Annotated in this window: 18 protein-coding genes; 12 read left to right on the top strand and 6 right to left on the bottom strand. The window is 40.7% G+C overall.

What is annotated here, in order from left to right; all coding sequences use genetic code 11:
• Window positions 1-38: 38 nt before the first annotated feature.
• Together FBB35_RS28565 and FBB35_RS28560 are read left to right on the top strand one after the other, a co-directional pair.
• On the top strand, window positions 39-1,322 hold the full coding sequence (locus FBB35_RS28565; protein ID WP_174712444.1) for a diguanylate cyclase: 1,284 nt from the start codon (window positions 39-41) through the stop codon (window positions 1,320-1,322).
• 180 nt (window positions 1,323-1,502) lie between these two features.
• A complete protein-coding gene (locus FBB35_RS28560) occupies window positions 1,503-2,063 on the top strand; it encodes a sugar O-acetyltransferase (RefSeq protein WP_174712443.1) in 561 nt (186 codons plus the stop codon).
• Between the two features lie 3 nt (window positions 2,064-2,066).
• Here the strand turns inward: FBB35_RS28560 and FBB35_RS28555 are convergent, their stop codons facing one another.
• The gene (locus FBB35_RS28555) at window positions 2,067-2,447 is read right to left on the bottom strand and encodes a calcium-binding protein (protein WP_174712442.1); all 381 of its coding nucleotides are present in this window, start codon (window positions 2,445-2,447) and stop codon (window positions 2,067-2,069) included.
• Window positions 2,448-3,309: 862 nt separating this feature from the next.
• Here FBB35_RS28555 and FBB35_RS28550 point away from each other — a divergent pair.
• Together FBB35_RS28550 and FBB35_RS28545 are read left to right on the top strand one after the other, a co-directional pair.
• Window positions 3,310-4,140: a PIG-L deacetylase family protein gene (locus FBB35_RS28550; protein WP_174712441.1), complete on the top strand. Its 831-nt coding sequence runs from the start codon at window positions 3,310-3,312 to the stop codon at window positions 4,138-4,140.
• A 255-nt stretch (window positions 4,141-4,395) separates the two neighbouring features.
• A complete protein-coding gene (locus FBB35_RS28545; protein ID WP_174707970.1) occupies window positions 4,396-5,256 on the top strand; it encodes a hypothetical protein in 861 nt (286 codons plus the stop codon).
• A gap of 267 nt (window positions 5,257-5,523) precedes the next feature.
• On the opposite strand, the gene FBB35_RS28540 is transcribed toward FBB35_RS28545, so the two are convergent.
• Window positions 5,524-6,507: a DUF1517 domain-containing protein gene (locus FBB35_RS28540; RefSeq protein ID WP_174712440.1), complete on the bottom strand. Its 984-nt coding sequence runs from the start codon at window positions 6,505-6,507 to the stop codon at window positions 5,524-5,526.
• 879 nt (window positions 6,508-7,386) lie between these two features.
• Here FBB35_RS28540 and FBB35_RS28535 point away from each other — a divergent pair.
• Both FBB35_RS28535 and blaOXA read left to right on the top strand, forming a co-directional pair.
• Window positions 7,387-8,619 carry a glycosyltransferase family 4 protein gene (locus FBB35_RS28535; protein WP_174712439.1) on the top strand — a complete coding sequence of 411 codons (1,233 nt, stop codon included), beginning with the start codon at window positions 7,387-7,389 and terminating at the stop codon, window positions 8,617-8,619.
• Window positions 8,620-8,728: 109 nt separating this feature from the next.
• Window positions 8,729-9,619, top strand: a complete 891-nt coding sequence (gene blaOXA, locus FBB35_RS28530) for a class D beta-lactamase (protein WP_368041859.1) — start codon at window positions 8,729-8,731, stop codon at window positions 9,617-9,619.
• Here blaOXA and thiS read toward each other — a convergent pair.
• Entirely contained in the window at window positions 9,616-9,828 is a 213-nt protein-coding gene (thiS, locus tag FBB35_RS28525) for a sulfur carrier protein ThiS (RefSeq protein WP_174712438.1), read from the bottom strand. The genes blaOXA and thiS overlap by 4 nt on opposite strands.
• Before the next feature lie 62 nt (window positions 9,829-9,890).
• Window positions 9,891-10,946 (bottom strand): thiamine phosphate synthase, encoded by a 1,056-nt coding sequence (locus tag FBB35_RS28520; protein ID WP_254625717.1) that lies wholly within the window; start codon window positions 10,944-10,946, stop codon window positions 9,891-9,893.
• Between the two features lie 603 nt (window positions 10,947-11,549).
• Between FBB35_RS28520 and FBB35_RS28515 the strand changes: the two genes are divergently transcribed.
• Entirely contained in the window at window positions 11,550-13,385 is a 1,836-nt protein-coding gene (locus FBB35_RS28515) for a DUF1565 domain-containing protein (RefSeq protein WP_254625716.1), read from the top strand.
• A 74-nt stretch (window positions 13,386-13,459) separates the two neighbouring features.
• Here FBB35_RS28515 and FBB35_RS28510 read toward each other — a convergent pair whose 3' ends face one another.
• Window positions 13,460-14,689 carry a TetR/AcrR family transcriptional regulator gene (locus FBB35_RS28510; protein ID WP_174712435.1) on the bottom strand — a complete coding sequence of 410 codons (1,230 nt, stop codon included), beginning with the start codon at window positions 14,687-14,689 and terminating at the stop codon, window positions 13,460-13,462.
• A 173-nt stretch (window positions 14,690-14,862) separates the two neighbouring features.
• Between FBB35_RS28510 and FBB35_RS28505 the strand changes: the two genes are divergently transcribed.
• The 3 genes from FBB35_RS28505 to dusB all read left to right on the top strand — a co-directional run bounded on the left by FBB35_RS28505 (window position 14,863) and on the right by dusB (window position 17,792).
• On the top strand, window positions 14,863-15,744 hold the full coding sequence (locus FBB35_RS28505; RefSeq protein WP_174712434.1) for a fatty acid desaturase: 882 nt from the start codon (window positions 14,863-14,865) through the stop codon (window positions 15,742-15,744).
• A 118-nt stretch (window positions 15,745-15,862) separates the two neighbouring features.
• Complete coding sequence (locus tag FBB35_RS28500) at window positions 15,863-16,660, top strand: Rpn family recombination-promoting nuclease/putative transposase (protein ID WP_174712433.1); 798 nt, start codon at window positions 15,863-15,865, stop codon at window positions 16,658-16,660.
• A 76-nt stretch (window positions 16,661-16,736) separates the two neighbouring features.
• Complete coding sequence (gene dusB / locus FBB35_RS28495; RefSeq protein ID WP_174712432.1) at window positions 16,737-17,792, top strand: tRNA dihydrouridine synthase DusB; 1,056 nt, start codon at window positions 16,737-16,739, stop codon at window positions 17,790-17,792.
• Window positions 17,793-18,176: 384 nt separating this feature from the next.
• Here the strand turns inward: dusB and ald are convergent, their stop codons facing one another.
• A complete protein-coding gene (ald, locus tag FBB35_RS28490; protein WP_174712431.1) occupies window positions 18,177-19,268 on the bottom strand; it encodes an alanine dehydrogenase in 1,092 nt (363 codons plus the stop codon).
• Window positions 19,269-19,684: 416 nt separating this feature from the next.
• Between ald and FBB35_RS28485 the strand changes: the two genes are divergently transcribed.
• Both FBB35_RS28485 and FBB35_RS28480 read left to right on the top strand, forming a co-directional pair.
• Complete coding sequence (locus FBB35_RS28485) at window positions 19,685-19,855, top strand: hypothetical protein (protein ID WP_099099534.1); 171 nt, start codon at window positions 19,685-19,687, stop codon at window positions 19,853-19,855.
• A gap of 326 nt (window positions 19,856-20,181) precedes the next feature.
• Complete coding sequence (locus tag FBB35_RS28480; RefSeq protein ID WP_012410339.1) at window positions 20,182-20,475, top strand: hypothetical protein; 294 nt, start codon at window positions 20,182-20,184, stop codon at window positions 20,473-20,475.
• The last annotated feature ends 142 nt before the right edge of the window (window positions 20,476-20,617 follow it).

Below are 20,617 nucleotides of genomic sequence, written 5' to 3'. Positions count from 1 at the left end.
AACAAAAATCTGAACCTTAGCAAACAGGTTGTTTCACCATGTTCGCCCGCAAAATCCTAGTTGTTGAGGATGAAAAAATCATAGCCTCAAATATTAGAAAAAGTTTACAAAAATTAGGTTATTCCGTATCAGAAACCACTAAATCTGGTGAAGAAGCAATAAAAAAGGTAGCAGAAACTCATCCACATTTAGTATTAATTGATATCTGCCTAGCTGGGGAAATTGACGGTGTGAACGTAGCAGACATCATCCAGAATCACTTCCATGTGCCTGTAGTATATTTAACAGAGTATTCAGAATATAAAGCATTATATGAAAACCAGCTAAGTGAGCCTTTTAGTTACATAGTCAAACCATTTATTGAAAGTGATTTACATTTTGCGATTGAAATGGCTCTATACAAACATCAAAGCAAAAAAATATTATACGAAGAGAAACAAAGGCTGGCAGCAATTATTAATAGTATGAGCAGTGCAGTGATTGTGACTTATGCTAATGGTTGTATTCAAATGATGAATCCTACAGCAGAAAAAATCACGGGCTGGAAGGAAAGTGAAGCGTTCGGTAAAGATTTAGTAGAAGTAGTTAACTTAGTTGACAAAGATGTAGGAGAAAAAATTGAAAATTTAGCCGCAGATGTAATCAAAACAGGTGAAATTTTGGATTTACCAGAAAACTGTATACTGATTACCAAAGATGGCAAAGAGATAGCGATTGGGGATAATGTTGCACCCATCCGTGATCGCAATGGTAATATTACTGGTGCAGTTTTAGTGTTTCAAGATATCACCAAACGTAAGCACACAGAGGCACAACTGATCCGTAATGCGTTTTATGATGGGCTGACAGCATTACCAAATCGTGTTTTATTTCTAGACAGGCTCAGACAAACAATTGAGCGCAGCAAACGCAGAAGCGATTATTATTTTGCAGTTTTATTTTTGGATTTAGATGGTTTCAAAGAGATTAACGATCGCTTTGGGCATGGAATAGGGGATGATTTTTTAGTAGCGATCGCTAGACGTTTAGAGTCGTGCTTACGTGGTGGTGATACTGTAGCGCGATTTGGTGGTGATGAGTTTACAGTTCTTTTAGAGGATATTAAAGACATTACCGATGCTACCAATGTTGCAAAACGGATTCAAGAATCCTTGCGATCGCCACTTTATCTGAATGGATATGAATTATCTACTACAGCTAGTATTGGTATTGCTTGGAATTTTAGTAGTTATGAGGAACCTGCAACTCTGCTACGGGATGCTGATATTGCGATGTACAGAGCTAAACGGCAAGGAAAAGCGACTTATGCCATATTTAGTTAATTAAGTAAGTGGGCATAAATAGTTGTCGTTGGGATCAGGCAATAGGCAATAAGTATAAGGGTTTTAGCCTAGTTATTTTTTATTTACATACTTTGATTTGATTGTGCTAGCTTACTTAGTCCTTTATGCTGCCATTAAAATCAAAATCCTTTGATTTTTTTCACAACTATTCTGAATGTCATGGAAAAAAGTGAAAAACAGAAAATGCTCGCAGGCGAATTATATCTGGCGGAAGATCCAGAATTGGCTGCCGAAAATAAACGAGCTAGTCGTCTGTTGCGAAGGTACAATTCTACAACTGAAGAACAGCAAGATCAACGGCAGCAAATTTTGCAAGAGTTATTTGGAAAGATAGGTGACAAAGTATCAATTGTGCCACCCTTTCACTGTGACTATGGTAGTAATATTTTTGTCGGCGACAAATTGTATATGAACTATGGCTGTGTAATTTTAGACTGCAATCCAGTTCACATTGGTGAAAATGTCCTATGCGCTCCTTATGTACAAATTTATACAGCTTATCATCCTACAGAGCCAGAAATTCGCCTTTCTGGTAGAGAATTAGCTGCCCCAATAAACATTGGTAATAATGTCTGGATTGGTGGCAGTGCAATTATTTGTCCAGGTGTCACGATTGGTGATAATACAACCATTGGTGCTGGCAGTGTAGTTGTCAAAGATATACCTGAGAATGTTGTCGCTGCTGGTAATCCCTGCCGCGTCATTCGATATTTATCCTAGAGTTTAAAACTTGTATCCTCTGGCAATCCAATAGAGCCAGTCAGCGATCGCTTCTTGAGTTTCGCTGTCAGTATCAATGGCTACTATTTCAGATAACTTTGCAGAATACACATCATCATCTTTACCATTAATGTAAGCTACTTCGACAAACATATCTTTTAAGCACTCATCATCTGGGGCCATTCCCAGCACTTCCACTTGTTTCTCCTCAGTAGAACCCGATTTGCGTCCCTTCTTAGTCCATTTAGCCATAAAGGGAAAATTCAGAGTCTCTTCGAGGTAGTAGTACCAACCCATAGCCCGGTCTTCTTTGTCTTCAGCATCTACAATGATCTCTGTTTTAATGCGATGCTCTCGGTTTTCGTCGGCTTCAACATTAGGCATAAGATAACGCTTTACGTGTATAACATTTTGATAATATTATCAAAGTCTGGGCTAAGAATAATTTTTCTAAAATATACAGAACTTACGCATAAGAGCTTCCCTAACCCCCTTAAAAAGTTGGCTATTTATGGGCTACGGTGTATGTACAAGTAGAAAAATCAATCCTCTACCCAAATTTTTGTCGCAGTGAAACCGTCAGACTCAGCAATATCCCGTACTCATTTAGTCCACTTAAGTAAGTGGACTTCAGCTATGAGACGCAGTGCGAGATTAATTAATAAAGATATGTCTGCCTCAACATTTGTGTGTATACCGTAGATTTTTAAGGAAGGTTAAAGAGAGTCTAGGTTTCAGTTTCCAATGCATAAGTACTGGTATATCTAAGTTATACTTTGATGCACTGATTCCATATTTTAGCCCTAACGTGTAACTACTGACAATATGTATTGATGTGACGTTGGGTTAAATTCAGGTGAACGCAAAATATAGAATTTAATTAATGCTCATTAAGTAATAATTATTTTTTAATCATTAACGAACTTCTGGAGACATCTGTAATTATAACAAGTAAGACTATGAAGATTTTTCATAATTTTATAAAACGAATTATCTGAACCTAGTATTACTTACAAAATTTTTCCAACTCACTCGAATTATTAATTCGTAAAAATGACATAAAAAAGACATAATATCGACATTACTTTAACTAAATATCAAAATAAGATAAAAGTCGGAAATCAAATAGCAATTAATTTTTCTCATTTAATTCAGATTCTAGATAGCAGTTGGATAATATTTTTGTAAGGAAATATTTATACAATCCTGCTCAGAAATTTCCGTAATTCCAATAATATCTGGTGCTATGAAAATAAGAAATATTCTTCACCGCTTCAAGTTAGGTCTGCATAATAAGTGGTGGTTGTTGAATTACAAATTTCGAGAACTACTGATTCAACTACAGTTCTACTGGCTCCTATATCAAGGTAGTCAACAACTAAATATTAACCAGAAATCAGTAATTGTATTTTCTCCTCACCAAGATGATGAAGCACTAGGTTGTGGGGGTCTGATTGCACTCAAGCGAGAACAAGGGATACCAATTAAAGTTGTTTTTGTTACAGATGGAGGAGGTTCTCATCGAGGTCATACCAAGATTACACGTTCAGAAATTGTTCAGATTCGTAGAGAAGAAGCGCTAGCAGCTTTAAAAATTTTAGGTGTGGAATCAACAGATATTCACTTTCTTGATAAATGTGATGGCGCATTATCCAAAATGACAGAAGCTGAACAACAGCAAACAATTGAAGAAATGGCCCAATTATTAGGTAGTTTTCAACCACAAGAGGTGTACGTTACTCACAAACAAGATCGCAGTCTAGATCATGAAATTACTTATCAATTGGTTAAAGCTGCTATTACTAAAGCAGAAGTAACAGTAGAGGTATGGCAATATGCTATATGGTTGCTTTGGAAGTCTTTATTGTTTAGCAACCTGAAGTTTAATGAATTGGTAGGCGCTCATCGAGTTGCAATTCATCAAGTGCAATCTAAGAAAAAACAGGCTATTGAAACCTACCGTTCCCAATATTTACCTATAGATGCTGAATCGAGTGCTGTACTTCCCCCTGGTTTCCTCTGGCGGTTTTTCTTGCCTTATGAGATTTTTTTCAAATCAGACTTTAGTCGGGAATAAAAAAGACTTTTTATCTTGTTTGTAGGCGAAAATCCTGTACCTCACTCAATACTTCTCAATTAAGGTAGAAATAAAACGGGTTTGAATTCACCTTTACACATTACTTCTCCTTTTTTTGAAATCAGACTTTTGTCAGTCAACCATGATTGTTAGGTTTATCCGAAAAGTATTAGTAACTTACTAATAGGCAATCCGTTGTATTAACTAATTTAGTCATTTCAGATTTTCAAGATTTTACTCTCAAATCCTCCAAATATGAATCAACAACAATTCTGCTTTTGTACTTTAGCATTAGGCAAAGTGTATCGGGCGTTAGCTGGTTTATTAGCAAAAGACCTAGAACTTTATTCACCTAACACTGCTTTTATAATTCTCACGGATTGTCCTCAAGAGTTTAGCAAATATCCTCAAGTTTTAGCCTTTCAGCATCAGCAGCAGGGTGTGAAGTGTTACCACGACAAAAGATTTGCTATTGCTAAGGCATTATCTCTATTTAATTCATGTATATTCATTGATTCAGATATGCGAATCTTGGCACCAGTGTCAGAGGAGATAGAGTGGCTTTTAGAGCCAGGGATAAGTGCTAGAGCTTGCATGGATATGTCGAAAAAATTTGCCAAAGCTTTGGGCACAACTAACAAAAAATTTGCTAGAGAGATTGAAGTAATTAAAGAAGCAGCACAATTTTTAAATTTAGATCCTGAATGGGAAAATGTTACCTTTGTCCATGAATATTTGTTTTCTGTCACTAAGTCAACAGGAAAAGAAATTGAGTTTTTAGAAACATGGTCAATCCTTGCCAAATATTTTGAGCTAAATGGAGTTTATGAAGGCGAAGGTAATGCCATAGGTCTAGCTGCCTATAAAGCAGGACTGCCAGTGAGATGGAGCCAGATGTCAGGTATTTCCTTTTTCAATAACAAAACCGAACTGATTAAAATTCAAAAGGGACAGTCAAACATGGATGAAATGTTGACTTATTTTGAAGAACACGAAAGAATTGCACATCCTAAACGCTCTATCCTGGGGAAAATTGTCCTTAAACTTAGCAAAGCCATAATGCATCTTTATAGAGCAATCAAGTACAGAGTTGAATGGCAGGAAGAAAAGCTCTAATTAGCTGTAGACAATAGTGGCAGACAAGTTAATGGCGATTACATTCTCTACTTGTGGGAAAGCCACTTACAACAACAGCAACAATTGCCATGTCGCTGTTTGACGAGATTCAAAGGCAGGTTTTACGGTAGGTTGGTTCAGTTTTTGCTTAAAAAAACCGCTTGTCAATGACAAACGGTTTTCTAGTGATTCTCCTTAAAGAGGAATTATTTGTTGTGCCAAGATGCAAAGTTCTTTTGTAGCACTAAAACGCGAAATTTTTAGAGATTAAACAAGTCTCAAATCAGGATAATTTGCCAGTACATCATCAGATGTCAGCGTATCATTTTCAGCTTGCGGAGTCCAAAGTACTTCAATTGCCAGAAGTTTTTCGCTAGGGATACTACCAATTTGGCGCAAAGCTTGACGCAAATCATCAGCACTGTTAATAGCTGTAGGGATATCAAACTTACCTAGTGTCGCCGCTAACAAGGTGACGATAATATATTCCCCTGGGCCTTCAGTAAATAGGCGGGTGGGGTTGTCTAGTTCGCCAGCCTGGGGTAAAGCTTCTTTGGCAAGGGCTGCTTTTAGCTGGTTGTTGACGTTAGAAAGAGTTTCTTCGTTAAACTTGCTGCGTTCTGCCAGTGACAGCCGATTAAACTGACTTTCAGCTGAATTTAAACTGGCTTGTTGAGTACCACCACCTGCATATACAAAGTATTCGGGATGGCGGAGTAAAGCTAGGCTGGCTTCTTGCAAAATTTCTGCTCTTCCCTCTGGGGTGTTAGTATCAGCAGTTTCAGCAATGTGGTTGAGTTCATTTTGCAATTCACGGGCTTGAGCTAACAAACCTACTTGCAAACGAGTTACAGATACAGGAGAGTTACTGGTGTAATCTGCTTCTGGAGTTTCACCGCTAGAGACGCGGCGGAAAGTTTGCACTAAGAAATTAGCGATCGCAAAGAAAATTAAGATGCTAAATAGACCACCAAATCCTCCCCCAATACCCCAGAAAGGAAGTAGGAAGGGAAAGCCAAAACCACCACCAAAACCACCACCAGGATAGTATCCGCCCCCGCCGGGAGGTGCATAAGTACGCGGTGTATAGGTGCGGCTGGAAGGCGCTCTAAAAGAGCCACCACCGATTCGACCCCCACTGCGGGCCGCTAATGCTCCATCGGCGTGGCTAAGAACCAAAGTTAACATCAATCCTAGCGCTAAGAAGGTTTTTAACAGTGGTTTGCTGATTTGTTGTAGTTTTTTACGCATAGTACAATCGCTTGGAAAACAGAATTTTTATGATTTATCTCCATGCTGGTAGGAGTTTTGCGGTTATGTCACTAACGCCAGTCCGTAACAAGCAAGCTTTGTAGCATTCACTTTTAAAGGCTACATATTCAATCTACCGCGTCTTATCTGGCATAGGCAGCGATCGCAGGGGGGATTTCTCGACTGGGGAACCGTACCTTAAGATATGTTCATCATTACAGAAATTTGTGATGTCTACGACGGGCTACGCCTACGGGCTTGGCTACCTCTTAGACTGGGCACTTCCAGGCTACAGTCTTGGATTATACAGATGATTCTAATTTTTCATAATTATTTTGACTAATTTTTTAATACTTCACCCTACTTGTTCTGTCAGAATCCAAAAGGATATCTCTCTCTTTTAAGTAATATAAAGGACAGATATAGACTTGATGCTTACGTATGTATCGTAGTGTTAAAAGTAGACGTGATGCTTATCAGCAGCCCTAAGCAGACCCAGATAATTATCAAATACTTATCTAAACTTTTGGCATTTTGGCACACCAGTCTAGACTATTCAAGATAGTCTAGTGAACGTAGGTAAGTTTCGTAATTTTTGCAACAGTTCTTCATTGAGAAATTTGACTACATTGGACTACAAGTGCTAGATTTTATTTTATTGTCCATCATGCACAAAAATTCTCAAATGTTGAGAGTTTTGCCGCCAAAATAAAATCAACACAATAAAAAAACAATCTTGCTGGCTAATCTTCTAAAATAGCCTTCAATTTTGTCTACCAGATTCGTTTTAAAAGAAATAAAATAATAATTATGGCTTGGAAAGTAATCCTAATTGTAAATAAATTCAAAATTATTTGAAGTAAATTTATCAACTTGATTATGGAACATATTTCTCAACTAACAGCCGAAATCAGAGACAAAGCTGCATACCCAGATATCTTAGTCATAAGCCGGATATTCTTGCCGAAAGAAGCTGTAATTGGAGAATATATGTACAATCGTTGTCTCCAAGATCCAGAACGAGTTATTGTGCTGGCGGCTAGTTGCTCAGGAGATAAAGTATTTGATGAAGGTCAACAATTTCCAGTGTATCGCTGGTTTTATCCTAGATACTGGCATAGTGGCTTGGTAGGAAATATTCTGAAGCCTCTGGTGAATATTGTCTGCTCATTTGTGCTAGCAATCAAACTCTATTTTCGCTATCACTACCGTTATATAGAGTGGGGCCACGGCTATGATTTTCCTTCACTGTTGCTATTGAGCTATTTCTTACCTATTCGCTTTTTTATCTATTTGCACGGTAATGATTTTCTTTGTACATTACACAATCCCGTGCTGCGATCGCTATTTAAATTAACACTTCATAGAGCCGAAGGTATTGTCTGTAACAGTTCTTATACACAAGACTACCTCAGAACTGCTTTCCGATTAGATACTCCTACTTACGTTATTAACCCAATAATCAGACCAGAAAAATTTGGTAATAATGTCGGGAGTCCCAGTAGCCTTGATGATTTGCGTGTTCGCGTGCGTCAGGCATACAACATTCCCGATTCAGCAATAGTTATTCTCTCCATAGGAAGGCTAGTAAAACATAAAGCTTTCGACCGAGTGGTTGATAACATCCCACTATTGCTAACTTTCGGGGTGGATGTCCACTATATAATCTGCGGTGAAGGGCCAAGTGAATCGGAACTGAAATCTCTGGTGCATCGTTTGCGGGTAGATAAGCGCGTCCACTTTGCGGGATATGTGCCAGAGCGTGAATTAGCCGGTTATTATGCAGCTTGCGACATATTTGCCATGCTAACTTTATTAGATACTAAGCCTAATAATATAGAAGGTTTTTGTATGGTTTATTTAGAAGCAAGTTACTTCGGTAAGCCTATCATTGCCCCTCGCTTAGGCGGTGTTCTAGACACAGTTCAGCATGAAGAAAATGGGATACTGGTTAATCCCAATTCTGGTTATGAAGTATTTCAAGCTTTCAATCGGTTATGCAAAGATCAACAGCTACGTGAGCAACTTGGCCGCAAAGGTAAAGAATTAGCCAAGCGTAGAACTCTTCATCGCTCACTTTACAAATCAGAAGGGAAAAAAGCTATTTTGTGAGAATGAATTCAGATGGAGTAGGGATGTATAGATGTTCATCTACCCGCAAATGAGCAAGATTGCAGTGTAAAATCTCCTTTGTGATTTTATTAAATATGCAATGAAAAATATCTTGTTTCAGATGTGGCAATTTCTTCGGCACTACCGAAGGCAAACTGTTATATTTACAATTCTTGGATGTGTTGCGGTATTGAGTGTAATTAGCTTCCAAACAATGCCTATTGTGGCTCAACCAGCTTCAACCTCATCTGAACGTCCTGCTATTAAAGCGCCAAATTTTGGGCGACACTTTCAAGAATTTGGGCGTGAAGGCTCAATCTTGATTTACGACTCAAAAAATAACCGCATCTATGAACACAATCCTAAACGTAATTCAACAGCGATTGCTCCAGCTTCGACATTCAAAATTTTTAACGTGCTGGTGGCATTAGAAATAGGTGTAATTCCTAATGATGTGGCGGTTCTCACTTGGGATGGAATTCATCGAGATATCGACGCTTGGAATCATGATACGAATTTGCGTCAAGCCTTTAAAGATTCAACTGTTTGGTTCTATCAAGTACTAGCGCGTAAGGCTGGATATGAACGGATGCAGCAATTTATTAACAAAGTAGGTTACGGAAATCGTCAGATTGGAACCCCCGCAGACATTGATCGTTTTTGGCTACAACAGCCATTGCAAATTACACCCCAAGAGCAAATTAAGTTTTTGCAACGGTTGTATCAAGGTGATTTACCTTTCTCCCAACGGACAATAAATCTTGTCAAAGACATTATGGTACGCGAACAAACTCCAGACTACACACTGCGTGGAAAGACGGGATGGTTAACGAGTACGAAACCAAACGTTGGTTGGTTTGTGGGTTATTTAGAACAAAACAAAAACGTCTACTTTTTCGCAACAACCCTTGATATGTATAAACCAGAGGATGCACCCATCCGCATCGAAATTACACGACGCAGCCTTAAGGATTTGGGCTTGCTAGCTCACATCAACTAACCACCACCAACAATAGTTACCACTTCTAAACGATCGCCTGGCTGCAATTTTGTTTGTGGCCAAAACTGGCGATGTAAAATTTCGCCATTATACTCCACAGCCACCAAGCGCGGGTTAAAACCCAACTCTTGGAGCAAATTGGGTAAAGAAATTTGAAATGAGCAGCTATGGGTTTCCCCATTTACGTGAACCGTAATCTCATTAGACATAAATGTGGGGAATTGGGAATGGGTAATTGGTTACTAACTTTGGGCGAATGACAAATGACTCTTTAAAGTTCTGGCTTAATGCGATTGAGTTGGGAGAGCAAATATTGTGTTACTAGGGTAGGCTGTTCAGCTTGCATGAGCGATCGCACCACTGCTACACGTTTGGCTCCAGCATCGATCACATCATTGATATTATTGGCATCGATTCCGCCAATGGCAAACCAGGGAATTGAACAATTTTTCGCAGCATAGCTGACATATTCTAAGCCTGTTGCTGCCTTACCTGCTTTCGTAGGAGTTTCATAAACTGGCCCCACGCCAATGTAATCTACACCTTCAGCAATTGCTCCTTGCATTTCTTCTTTATTGGTGGTAGAAAGACCTATCAGACGCTGGGAACCTAGTAATTGCCGAGCAACAGTAATGGGCATATCTTGTTGTCCCAGATGCACTCCATCTGCATCGATAGCTAAAGCCAGATCCACGCGATCGTTAACAATGAATAAAGCACCGTAGATGTGGCATAACTGCCGTAATTTTCTGGCTTGTTCTAAACGCAAAGAATCATCGGCGGTTTTGTCACGGTATTGTAGAAGCGTTAATCCCCCTTTAAGTGCAGCTTCGACGTTATTCAACAAATTTTCATTCGGGGAAGTAACAAGATATAAATGCGATCGCCACAACAATTGATGGCGCTGATGACCCATTAAATTACTTTCTAGGGTATAAACCTGATAGCGCATCTGCTTACAAGCTTTAGCTATATTTGGCTGATAAAGCTTGCTGTATTCTTCCAACACTCGCAATGCTTCTTCGACACGGCAAAAGTTAGCTTGCAATACTGATTTTATACTAGCTCGTTCTTCTTCTTGAGGATGAGTTAACTCAGTCCCAGGATCGCCTGGTGTGTCTCGCGCCGCTCGTAATTCTGGGGTATGCCACTTGGCTAATTCTTGTCGTAGGCGCTTGCATTCAAGAGCTAACTGGGCATTATTCAAGCCAAAGCGACACCATTCTTCAATAATTCGCAAGCCTTCACGAGCGCGGTCTAAATTGGCATCTAAAATGCGATAGACAACTTGCTGTACTTGCTCTTTTTGGCTGTATGGCTCGACCATTACAACAACCCCGTTAGTGCTTTGATCAAAATGTGAATTATCATATCTCTTAGTAACCATAAGTCAATTAATTTGCTTTTTTTTACTCAATTTTTGCCGAATCTACGTCAAAAAGCGTAGTAATGAGGGTTACGATAAATTATCCCATGTTCTTATATGCAGTGATAAGTGTAGTTTGAGGCTACAGTTTTGCACTAAGGTTAGTCAAGTATTTTAGGGTGAACAACGAGCTTACAAAGGACTAGCCGAAAGGGATACATCAAAAAATATCCTATGGGCAAATTCAATGGAGACTGCATAGATACTATTTAGAGAGTGTTTGTCTTTCGAGGAAGGATTTTTTGCGTAAGTCCTGAATTACAAGCTCTTTTAAGGTGAGGGTATTTTGGCGATCGCGTAGCGTGACTTTTAGAGCCAGGTATTCTCGAACAGGCACAATATCATTTATTACCCTGTATTAAAAATCGCCAATCGGTCAATATGTGAGTAATATTATCGACATAATACTCTTTAAGAGTATAAGAATTTATTGTTACTTCTAAGAAAGTTGTGTTAAATATGATTCACTATCGTGCGTTTGCTAAGTACCGTAGAGTAGATATTATGCTTACAAAGCTTAAGTTTCTGGAATCAGCAAGACTTTTATTTTTTAGTTCATCGGTATTATCTTTTACCGTAGGGATGGGAGCGACAAGTATGACGTTCCTGGATAGTGCGATCGCTCAGATGCCACCAACACCAAATTCAGCACCTCTAAGTGAGACAAAAAATTCTCAGGCTAACGTGCTGTTTGTCAACCCAAATGGTGGAAATGACAGCGCAGGTAATGGTAGCGAATCTGCTCCTGTGAAAACGATTACCCATGCGTTGCGATTAGCTAACCCCAATACTGTAATTATGCTCTCCAGGGGCACTTATAGCGCCGAGACAGGAGAGGAATTTCCCTTAATGCTGAAACCGGGTGTTTCAATTCAAGGCAACCCTAGCAATCAAGGTAAGGATATTATTATTCAAGGAGGCGGTGATTACCTGAGTCGGAGCTTTGGCGGTCAAAACGTCACAATTGTGGGGGCAAACCAAGCTTTGCTTACTGGGGTAACGGTGACGAACCCCAATCGCCGGGGTTACGGTTTATGGATTGAATCTAACGATCCGGTAATTGCGGAAAATACATTTACCGGCAGTACCCAAGATGGGATTTCTGTCAGTGGTAATGCTGCACCTACCATTAGCAAGAATTACTTCGATCGCAATGGAGCCAATGGCATGACAATTGCCGGGAATTCCAGTCCCCAAGTGAAAGAGAATGTCTTTCACCAAACGGGTTTTGGCATTAATATTGCCCAAAATGCCGCTCCTATAGTTATAGGCAATCAAATTCAGAACAATAGATCGGGAATTGTAGTGCAAGCAAAGGCGCACCCGATTTTACGGAATAATATTATTCAAGATAATAAAGAAGATGGTCTAGTTGCGATCGCTCAAGCAATGCCAGATTTGGGTAGTGCATCGGAACCTGGAGGTAATCAATTTCAAAATAATGCTCGCTATGACATTAACGCCAGTGCTGCTAAACAGGTGATTTCTGCTGGCGGTAATAATCTTCTGAGCGATCGCATCACTGGCAAGGTAGATATTAACGGCACAATAGCACTAGCAGCACAAAATTCTCAATCGGCTCCCAACAATGTATTACAAGAAATACCACCAACTGGGGAAATCACCTTCTCGGCTCCCGGAATCCCTGAAACTACTAATAGGCAAACTAGCAACAGCATTTCAGTAAATAATCCTGTTTCTACACAATTAAACAGTCAACTGCTGCCATTAGTGCCACCTAAAGTTCCACTTTCCACGCCTATATCCAATCAACAGCAACCCGCATCTAAAGTTGCTGGATTTCCGACTCCTAGCAGCTTGTCGGCAAGACAAATACCAACTAACACTCAAATTGCAATTTCCAGTCCAGCACAGCCGCCTAATACACCACAGTTGAATTATGTGCGGATTGATCCTAATACGATTGAATTTACTGCCCCTGAGTACCCATCCAATTCAGTTTCCAGCACAAGGAATCAAACACAGCAGCCATTGCCAATACTAGAAGCTACTGCCCCAAATGCGTCAGCACTTTTACCACTTCCCGATAACAATATCCCCATTAGTAATACTGGCAATATGCAAACAAGTTCTGCAAGTATTCCTTATGCCAGTAAATCTGCGACACAGTTCGGTATCCGTTATCGCGTAGTAGTTCCACTCCTCACTGATAGGGATCAAGACTTAGTGCGATCGCTTGCTCCTGGTGCCTTTCCCACAGTTTGGGAAGGTCAAAGAGTTATGCAAGCAGGAGTATTTAGCAGTGAATATAACGCTAAAGAAATGCTCAAAACACTCTCTAGCAATGGTTTAAGAGCCATTATGGAACCCTTGAATTAAACAATTTATCGACACCAAAATGCTTACTGCCCTTGCATTTATTCATTTTTAATTTTTAATTGCTTAGGCGTACCCTATCCTGGCTTCTGGTCCAAACGGGTGGCTTGCTCTAGGGCAGCTTTTTCTTTAGCTCGGCGGACATAGGGTTGTAATTGGGCGCGATCGCAACCTGTTAAGATAATCAGGTTTTCCAAGGTAATTCCCCGCATTAACATTTCTACGCGCCAAGTTTGTTGTGCCTGAGCGATCGCTGGCGTTTGTCCTTGGGGAGTTAATAGTCTCTCACTCCATACTTGCCAACGTGTCTCAAGCTCTGATTCTGTCATGGGTTTACCTGTCTCATTTAAAAACATGGCTGTTTGAGTATCTTTACGACTTTTCAACCATTTAATTAAGGGATTATTGGTAAAAGAACCGTAGCGTTTGCCCAAAATCCACTGATTTACCGACACTTGACGGACAAATCCGGGGATTGTAATTTGCAGGAAGTGCCCTTGACTGTCGTAGATTTGGTGCGATCGCTCCAAGCGAATTATTTCTGTAGCGGATAACCCAGCCCCGAATAACACATAAGCCAAGGCATAATCTCGGGTTCCCGATTTCCTGGCTTGTTGTAAAATTTCGTGAACTAAACTAGCTGGTAAATCAGCTATTTCTGTAGTGGTGAATCCTCCTTGTAAGCAGTTTATTGCTGATTCTGCTGAGGATGACATCGCTCCATGTAAAAACAACTCCACCAAATTTTCGAGAAAATCATCCCGATCCTCCCAAAGTTCGTGAAATTCGCTAGTGAACTCAATTACGGCATATCCCAAGATCATCCCATTTAGCAAACTAGCTAATTTTTCTGCTGGTAAATAAGTATTTAGGTGCCCTTGCTGGATTACAGTAGCTAAATACTGAGCTACATAACGGTTTGCCTCTGTGACTCCCCTGCCTAGTGCGCGGCGATTTTCTGCCGGGAATTGGTCGGCTTCACCCACCACAGACCGGACAAACTCTGGCACTCGTTCTAATGCGTGCAAGCTATCACTTGCATAATCTTTCAGAGCTTGGTATACATTGCCGGGAGGCATTGCCCGCCGCACCAGCGATTCACCTAAATCCTTAAAGGCTGCGGACTCTTCCAGCACCGCTAAAAGCAGTCCATGCTTATTGCCAAAATTCCGAAATAGAGTCACTTCGTTGACTTCGGCTTTTTCTGCAATTTGGCGGGTTGTGGTAGCGCTAACTCCCTGAGCAGAAAACAACTCAAGTGCAGCTTGAATCAAGCGTTGACGAGTGGAAACGAGGTGAGACGACATAGAAAAATGCAAGTGGCACTTGCAGAGGTATCAGAGTTCTGCTAGCATAACAAATGTAAGTGATACTTGCTTTACTCTACTGTAACGAATTAGTATACAGTGCGGGTAAATCCCTTGTGGGGTGGCATCCGAGAAAAGGCAAATTGTTTCATCATCCATCAACAGGAATTTTTATGACCGCAAATTTTGGGGCGTTCGCCAAAGGCGTTGGCGAAGCCATCGCCCCTGAGAGAGGCAAGTTACCTCAACTCAGTTGGACAAATGTAGTATTTTTTGCTACATTTCATGCCTTAGCACTTCTGGCTCCTTGGTTCTTCTCCTGGCCAGCATTGGGTTTGCTAGTGTTTCTCCACTGGTTATTCGGGAGCATTGGTATTTGCCTGGGATATCATAGACTACTGAGCCATAAGAGTTTCCAAGTTCCCAAGTGGTTAGAGTATGCGATCGCCCTAATCGGAGCGTTGGCTTTGCAAGGTGGGCCAATTTTTTGGGTAGGTGGACACCGCCAGCATCACGCCCACACGGAAGATATTAATTTAGACCCATACTCTGCTCAAAGAGGGTTTTGGTGGAGTCATATATTATGGATTTTCTACCCACGCCCAGAATTTTTTGACTATGACACCTATAAAAAATATGCCCCTGATTTAGCAAGACAACCCTTTTATTGTTGGCTAGATCGCTACTTCTTGCTGTTGCAAATACCCTTCGCACTGCTCCTATATGGGTTAGGAGGATGGCCTTTTGTCTTCTACGGAGTGTTTCTCAGATGTGTCTTGCTTTGGCACTCAACCTGGTTTGTAAACTCAGCATCACACCTGTGGGGTTATCGCACCTTTGATGCTAACGATGGCGCTCGTAATCTTTGGTGGGTATCCCTCGTCACTTATGGAGAAGGATGGCATAACAACCATCATACTTATCCCCACATGGCGAAATCTGGGTTGTCTTGGTGGGAGATTGATGTTACTTGGTGGAGCATCCTAGTTTTGCAGACTTTGGGTTTAGCCAAAAAAGTTGTCTCGCGTCCCCCTCAAGGTGCAACTCACGGCTAAATTGCAACTAAATGATGAATTTGTTAAGCCGATTGCTTCCCGCAGTCGGTTTACTAATTTTTATCAGTAGTATTTCACGGTAAAATCTAACGGTTTAAATCACCGCAATACATCAAGTGTGAAAACTGACAGCATTTTTTACCGCCTTTTTCAAGAACTTCCTGGGGTCTTTTTTGAATTAATTGGTAATCCACTTCAAACCGCAGAGGATTATAAATTCTCCTCAATTGAAATCAAGCAAACTGCATTCCGTATAGATGGTGTTTTTCTCCCAACACAAGGGGAAGAAAATCCGATTTACTTTGTTGAAGTCCAGTTTCAAACCGACACAGAAATTTATTCGCGCCTAATTTACGAGATTTGTTTATACTTACGTCAAAATAAACCTAAAAATTCATGGCGAGGAGTAGTTATCTATCTGAATCGCAGTCTAGATACAGCAGATATCAATAATTACAGCGAATTTTTCACTAGCAATCGCATCAGTCGCATCTATCTAAATGAATTAGGTGAAACTGCATCGCTACCAATTGGAATTGCTACCATGAAATTAGTTGTCGATGAAAAAGATACAGCAATTACATCTGCTAGGCGGTTAATAAACAGAACTCAGCAAGAAATTAACATTGAACCACAACGGCGGCAGTTACTAGAATTAATAGAGACAATTTTGGTTTATAAGTTTCCGACAATGAGCCGAGAGGAGATTGAAGGTATGTTTTGGCTAAGTGATTTGAAACAAACACGAGTTTATCAAGAAGGCAAGGAAGAAGGAGCGCTGAAAGAAAAGTTTAGAATGATACCTTTGTTGTTGAGATTAGGATTGAGTTATGAAGAAACAGCAAAAGAGTTAGGTTTGAGTTTAGAGGAAGTTCAGCAAGAAATGCAAAAACAGCCTCCAAGTCAGGATAGCTAACCTACAATTAGCACTGCTCAAAGATACCCGTAAATATTCCTGTTATTTCCCATTCCCATAATTTTTAATTTTTTGTATGATTTCGCTCTCCCCCATTCTCCAGGCTAGACTTTCCCAACCCCTCAAAATTGGATCGTTTGAGGTAAAAAGTCGGGTTCTCCAGTCGCCTCTATCTGGGGTAACAGATATGGTGTTTCGCCGTCTCGTGCGTCGCTATGCGCCAGATTCGATGATGTATACCGAAATGGTGAATGCTACGGGATTGCATTATGTTAAGCAGTTACCCAAAATTATGGAGGTAGATCCCAACGAACGCCCAATAAGCATTCAACTATTTGATTGCCGTCCCGATTTTTTGGCAGAAGCAGCAATCAAGGCAGTTGCCGAAGGTGCTGATACTATTGATATTAATATGGGTTGTCCGGTAAATAAAATCACTAAAAATGGTGGCGGTTCTTCGTTGTTGCGGCAACCAGAAGTAGCAGAAGCAATTGTGCGGGAAGTGGTAAAAGCTGTTGATGTACCTGTGACAGTAAAAACCCGTATTGGCTGGAATGACAACGAAATTACTATTCTCGACTTTGCCAAGCGGATGGAAGATGCAGGGGCACAAATGATCACAGTCCACGGACGCACCCGCGCTCAAGGATACAATGGCAATGCCCGTTGGGAATGGATTACTCGTGTAAAGGAAGTGCTTTCTATCCCAGTAATTGGGAATGGAGATATTTTTTCCGTTGAAGCGGCGGTGAAATGTTTAGAACAAACTGGTGCTGATGGTGTGATGTGTTCCCGTGGGACTTTGGGTTATCCGTTTTTGGTTGGAGAAATCGATCACTTCCTGAAAACTGGGGAAATATTACCGACACCTACCCCGATTCAGCGTTTGGAATGTGCAAGAGATCATTTACAAGCCTTGTGGGAATATAAAGGCGATCGCGGCGTGCGTCAAGCCCGTAAGCACATGACTTGGTATGCTAAGGGTTTCGTTGGTGCTGCCGAACTTCGAGGACAGCTAAGTTTGGTTGAAAAGGTAGATCAAGGTTTGGCAATGATTGACCAAGCAATTGAAAAATTGGCTAATGGTTATGAACTAGAAGAAGAAGCAGAAGGTAGTTTGGTGATGCTTTAAAAAATTGATATTACCAATTGCCTTAATACAGCATTAACATCTGCAATGGCCGATTGATAAAGTGAGGCGATTGTTTCAATCCCTAATAGGGATTTAGATGAATTGCAATAGCTGGCTTCTGAAAGCCTTGTTATATTTGGTTTTCAAGGTGCAGTTGCGCGAATGTGTGAATCATAACACAGCAAATAGTCATAGCACAAGATGCAAATCGCTGAAAGCCAGTCCCCATAGGGTGCGCGGATGGTTTAAAAATACTAGTGCCTGAAAGCATTATATAGATGGAGCAGTAGCCATTTTTTGCTCCTTCTCATTTTGTACACCTACCCATCCGCGCATAAGGCAAGAAAATTAGTCTGATTACTGATCGCCTAATACTTGCACACCTTAATTTACCAAATCAGGGAACACCTCTTGCACAGCCGGATGCACTAAGCGATGATTCTGCACATTCACACCCTTAGCTAAGGCTGGGTTAACTTCTAGCGCCATAATTCCCAAATTCGCCAACTGGACAATATAAGGTAATGTACTATTATTGAGTGCCTGAGTTGCTGTCCAAGGTACTGCTCCTGGCATATTAGGTACACCATAATGCACCACACCCTCTTCAAGGTATACCGGATTTGTGTGAGATGTGGCGCGTAAAGTTTCTATACAACCACCTTGGTCAACGGCTACATCAACTATTACCGAACCAGGGCGCATTTGTTTAACTAATTCGCGCGATACTAATGTTGGGGCTCTACGTCCTAACACTAAAACTGCACCGATGAGTAAATCGGCTTCAATAACTGCGGCTTCAATGTGAGCGGAGTTGCTGTAAAGGAATTCTACCCTAGAGCCAAAGAGGGTTTCGAGGTAAGATAACCGCTCGACACTCACATCTAAAATCTGCACGATCGCACCCATACCCACTGCAATTTTAGCTGCTTCTGTGCCGACAACACCGCCACCTAAAATTACTACTTTACCTGGTTTGACTCCAGGGACACCACCCAAAAGCAATCCTCTACCACCTTGCTGACGTTCTAGGAATCTCGCCCCAAATTGTACTGCTAGCCGACCGGCAATCACGCTCATGGGGGTGAGCAAGGGGAGTTTGTTAGCACCAGTTTGTTCTACTGTTTCGTAGGCGATCGCACAAGTGCCACAATCAATTAAATGCTCTGTCAATTTGCGATCGGCAGCTAAATGTAAATAAGTAAATAATATTTGCCCTTTCTGCAAAAATTTATACTCAGATGTCAACGGCTCTTTGACTTTCACAACCAATTCCCGATTCCAAGCCGTTTCTGATGTAGGGACAATCTCGGCTCCAGCACTTCTGTAGTCGTCATCTGAAAATCCAGCACCATTACCTGCTTGTGTCTCTACGAAGATGCTATGACCATTTTCTCGCAGCACCCGCACACTAGAAGGACTTAACCCTACACGAAATTCTTGATCCTTATTTTCCTTCGGAACGCCGATTTCCATATATAGCCTCTGATAATTTTTTTGTTTAACTCTAGCCTGCGAATCTCAAGCTTGCTACCGACTTATTACAGATAGCTGTATTAAAGATAGTTAATCTGTGTTCTAAGTTTCTTAATTTAATCTGAGTAGCCCCAAACTCAAGCCCTTGACTATTACCCCAGTGTTTATACAATATATAAAGAATAGTAACAATTTATTAAAAGAGCGATTGTATAGCTCCCTACTAGGAAGCTTTTGCTGAATCGATCAACTGATCTTGACATTCAAGCACTGCAATTAGCTCATAAGTTACCAAGTTTAGGGTAAAGCTGAAGGGGAAAATACTATTTAATTCCTTTAACCTTTACCGCTTGTACCTGACAATTGCTGTGAATTCTCATATCAACTCCCGTTTGCCGAAAAAAGGTTTCTTAAAAATGACACAAACACAACCAACAATTACACCTAAACTAGAAGAGCCAAAGTTTGGCTTTAACGAATATGCTGAACGCTTGAATGGTCGAGCTGCAATGATTGGCTTCGGTTTGATGCTGGTGATTGAATATGTCACCAATCAAGGGGTGCTATCATGGCTGGGTCTGAAGTAGTGCCACCAACCAGCACAAGGTGCAAGTTGTAAGCTAATAGTTAAAAGAGTTTCAACCAGCTGGAACAACCAGTTGGTTTTGACTTTGGCGATTGATAGCGAAATACTTTGCACTAGAATGTAAGCAAGAGAGGAATCAAAATACCTATTAGTGATAGAAATATCATAGACTTGCAACTAGTATGTGCAAGGCAATTAATGACTATACTTCCTCCCCAACTAAAGAAAATCATAATTAGTGTCTGCCTTCGATGAGAAAGGCAAATTAAGGGTGAGGTATTCTTGGTAAATATACACAAAAGCTGAACTGGAACCAACCAAGCTGTGATGAATGCTGTATTACCTCGTTTTTTGAAGTCAACCTACCGAAAAGAGCCACTAATCAGTGTATTGGTGACGATGGGCGCTATAGATGCCCTGATTGGCGGATTGAATGATAGCTGGTCATTGTTCGCTTTTGGTTTGGGAACAACAGGCATAGCGCTAGCCTTTAAGCTGTGGCGTTTCCAGCAGCGCCGTCCTCTACCAGAGGAACCTGTGGTGCAACATTATTTGCCCTCTCGTTCTTCTAGTGCGCCTTTACCAATGTTAAGCGTTTCTAAGAAAAAACCACCTCTTTAAGAGTGCTGAGTAGGAGAGACGCGATTAATCGCGTCTGTACAGGAGTTATGATTTGATAATTCATAATTCTAAGTGGTTTGTTTGTAAATAAAAAGTGAGGAAAAAGTGTGAGTAGTGAGGGAAGAGGTGGGGATAATTTTCT

The sequence above is a fragment of the Nostoc sp. TCL240-02 genome, from assembly GCF_013343235.1.
Taxonomy (GTDB): domain Bacteria; phylum Cyanobacteriota; class Cyanobacteriia; order Cyanobacteriales; family Nostocaceae; genus Nostoc.
This window is presented reverse-complemented; position numbering and strand designations above follow the sequence as displayed.

What these genes read in the sequence shown, in the direction of transcription:
- FBB35_RS28565 (WP_174712444.1), top strand. Translation starts at nt 39, where the DNA reads ATGTTCGCCCGCAAAATCCTAGTTGTTGAGGATGAAAAAATCATAGCC.
- FBB35_RS28560 (WP_174712443.1), top strand. Translation starts at nt 1,503, where the DNA reads ATGGAAAAAAGTGAAAAACAGAAAATGCTCGCAGGCGAATTATATCTG.
- FBB35_RS28555 (WP_174712442.1), bottom strand. Translation starts at nt 2,447, where the DNA reads ATGCCTAATGTTGAAGCCGACGAAAACCGAGAGCATCGCATTAAAACA.
- FBB35_RS28550 (WP_174712441.1), top strand. Translation starts at nt 3,310, where the DNA reads ATGAAAATAAGAAATATTCTTCACCGCTTCAAGTTAGGTCTGCATAAT.
- FBB35_RS28545 (WP_174707970.1), top strand. Translation starts at nt 4,396, where the DNA reads ATGAATCAACAACAATTCTGCTTTTGTACTTTAGCATTAGGCAAAGTG.
- FBB35_RS28540 (WP_174712440.1), bottom strand. Translation starts at nt 6,507, where the DNA reads ATGCGTAAAAAACTACAACAAATCAGCAAACCACTGTTAAAAACCTTC.
- FBB35_RS28535 (WP_174712439.1), top strand. Translation starts at nt 7,387, where the DNA reads ATGGAACATATTTCTCAACTAACAGCCGAAATCAGAGACAAAGCTGCA.
- thiS (WP_174712438.1), bottom strand. Translation starts at nt 9,828, where the DNA reads ATGTCTAATGAGATTACGGTTCACGTAAATGGGGAAACCCATAGCTGC.
- FBB35_RS28520 (WP_254625717.1), bottom strand. Translation starts at nt 10,946, where the DNA reads ATGGTCGAGCCATACAGCCAAAAAGAGCAAGTACAGCAAGTTGTCTAT.
- FBB35_RS28515 (WP_254625716.1), top strand. Translation starts at nt 11,550, where the DNA reads ATGCTTACAAAGCTTAAGTTTCTGGAATCAGCAAGACTTTTATTTTTT.
- FBB35_RS28510 (WP_174712435.1), bottom strand. Translation starts at nt 14,689, where the DNA reads ATGTCGTCTCACCTCGTTTCCACTCGTCAACGCTTGATTCAAGCTGCA.
- FBB35_RS28505 (WP_174712434.1), top strand. Translation starts at nt 14,863, where the DNA reads ATGACCGCAAATTTTGGGGCGTTCGCCAAAGGCGTTGGCGAAGCCATC.
- dusB (WP_174712432.1), top strand. Translation starts at nt 16,737, where the DNA reads ATGATTTCGCTCTCCCCCATTCTCCAGGCTAGACTTTCCCAACCCCTC.
- ald (WP_174712431.1), bottom strand. Translation starts at nt 19,268, where the DNA reads ATGGAAATCGGCGTTCCGAAGGAAAATAAGGATCAAGAATTTCGTGTA.
- FBB35_RS28485 (WP_099099534.1), top strand. Translation starts at nt 19,685, where the DNA reads ATGACACAAACACAACCAACAATTACACCTAAACTAGAAGAGCCAAAG.
- FBB35_RS28480 (WP_012410339.1), top strand. Translation starts at nt 20,182, where the DNA reads ATGAATGCTGTATTACCTCGTTTTTTGAAGTCAACCTACCGAAAAGAG.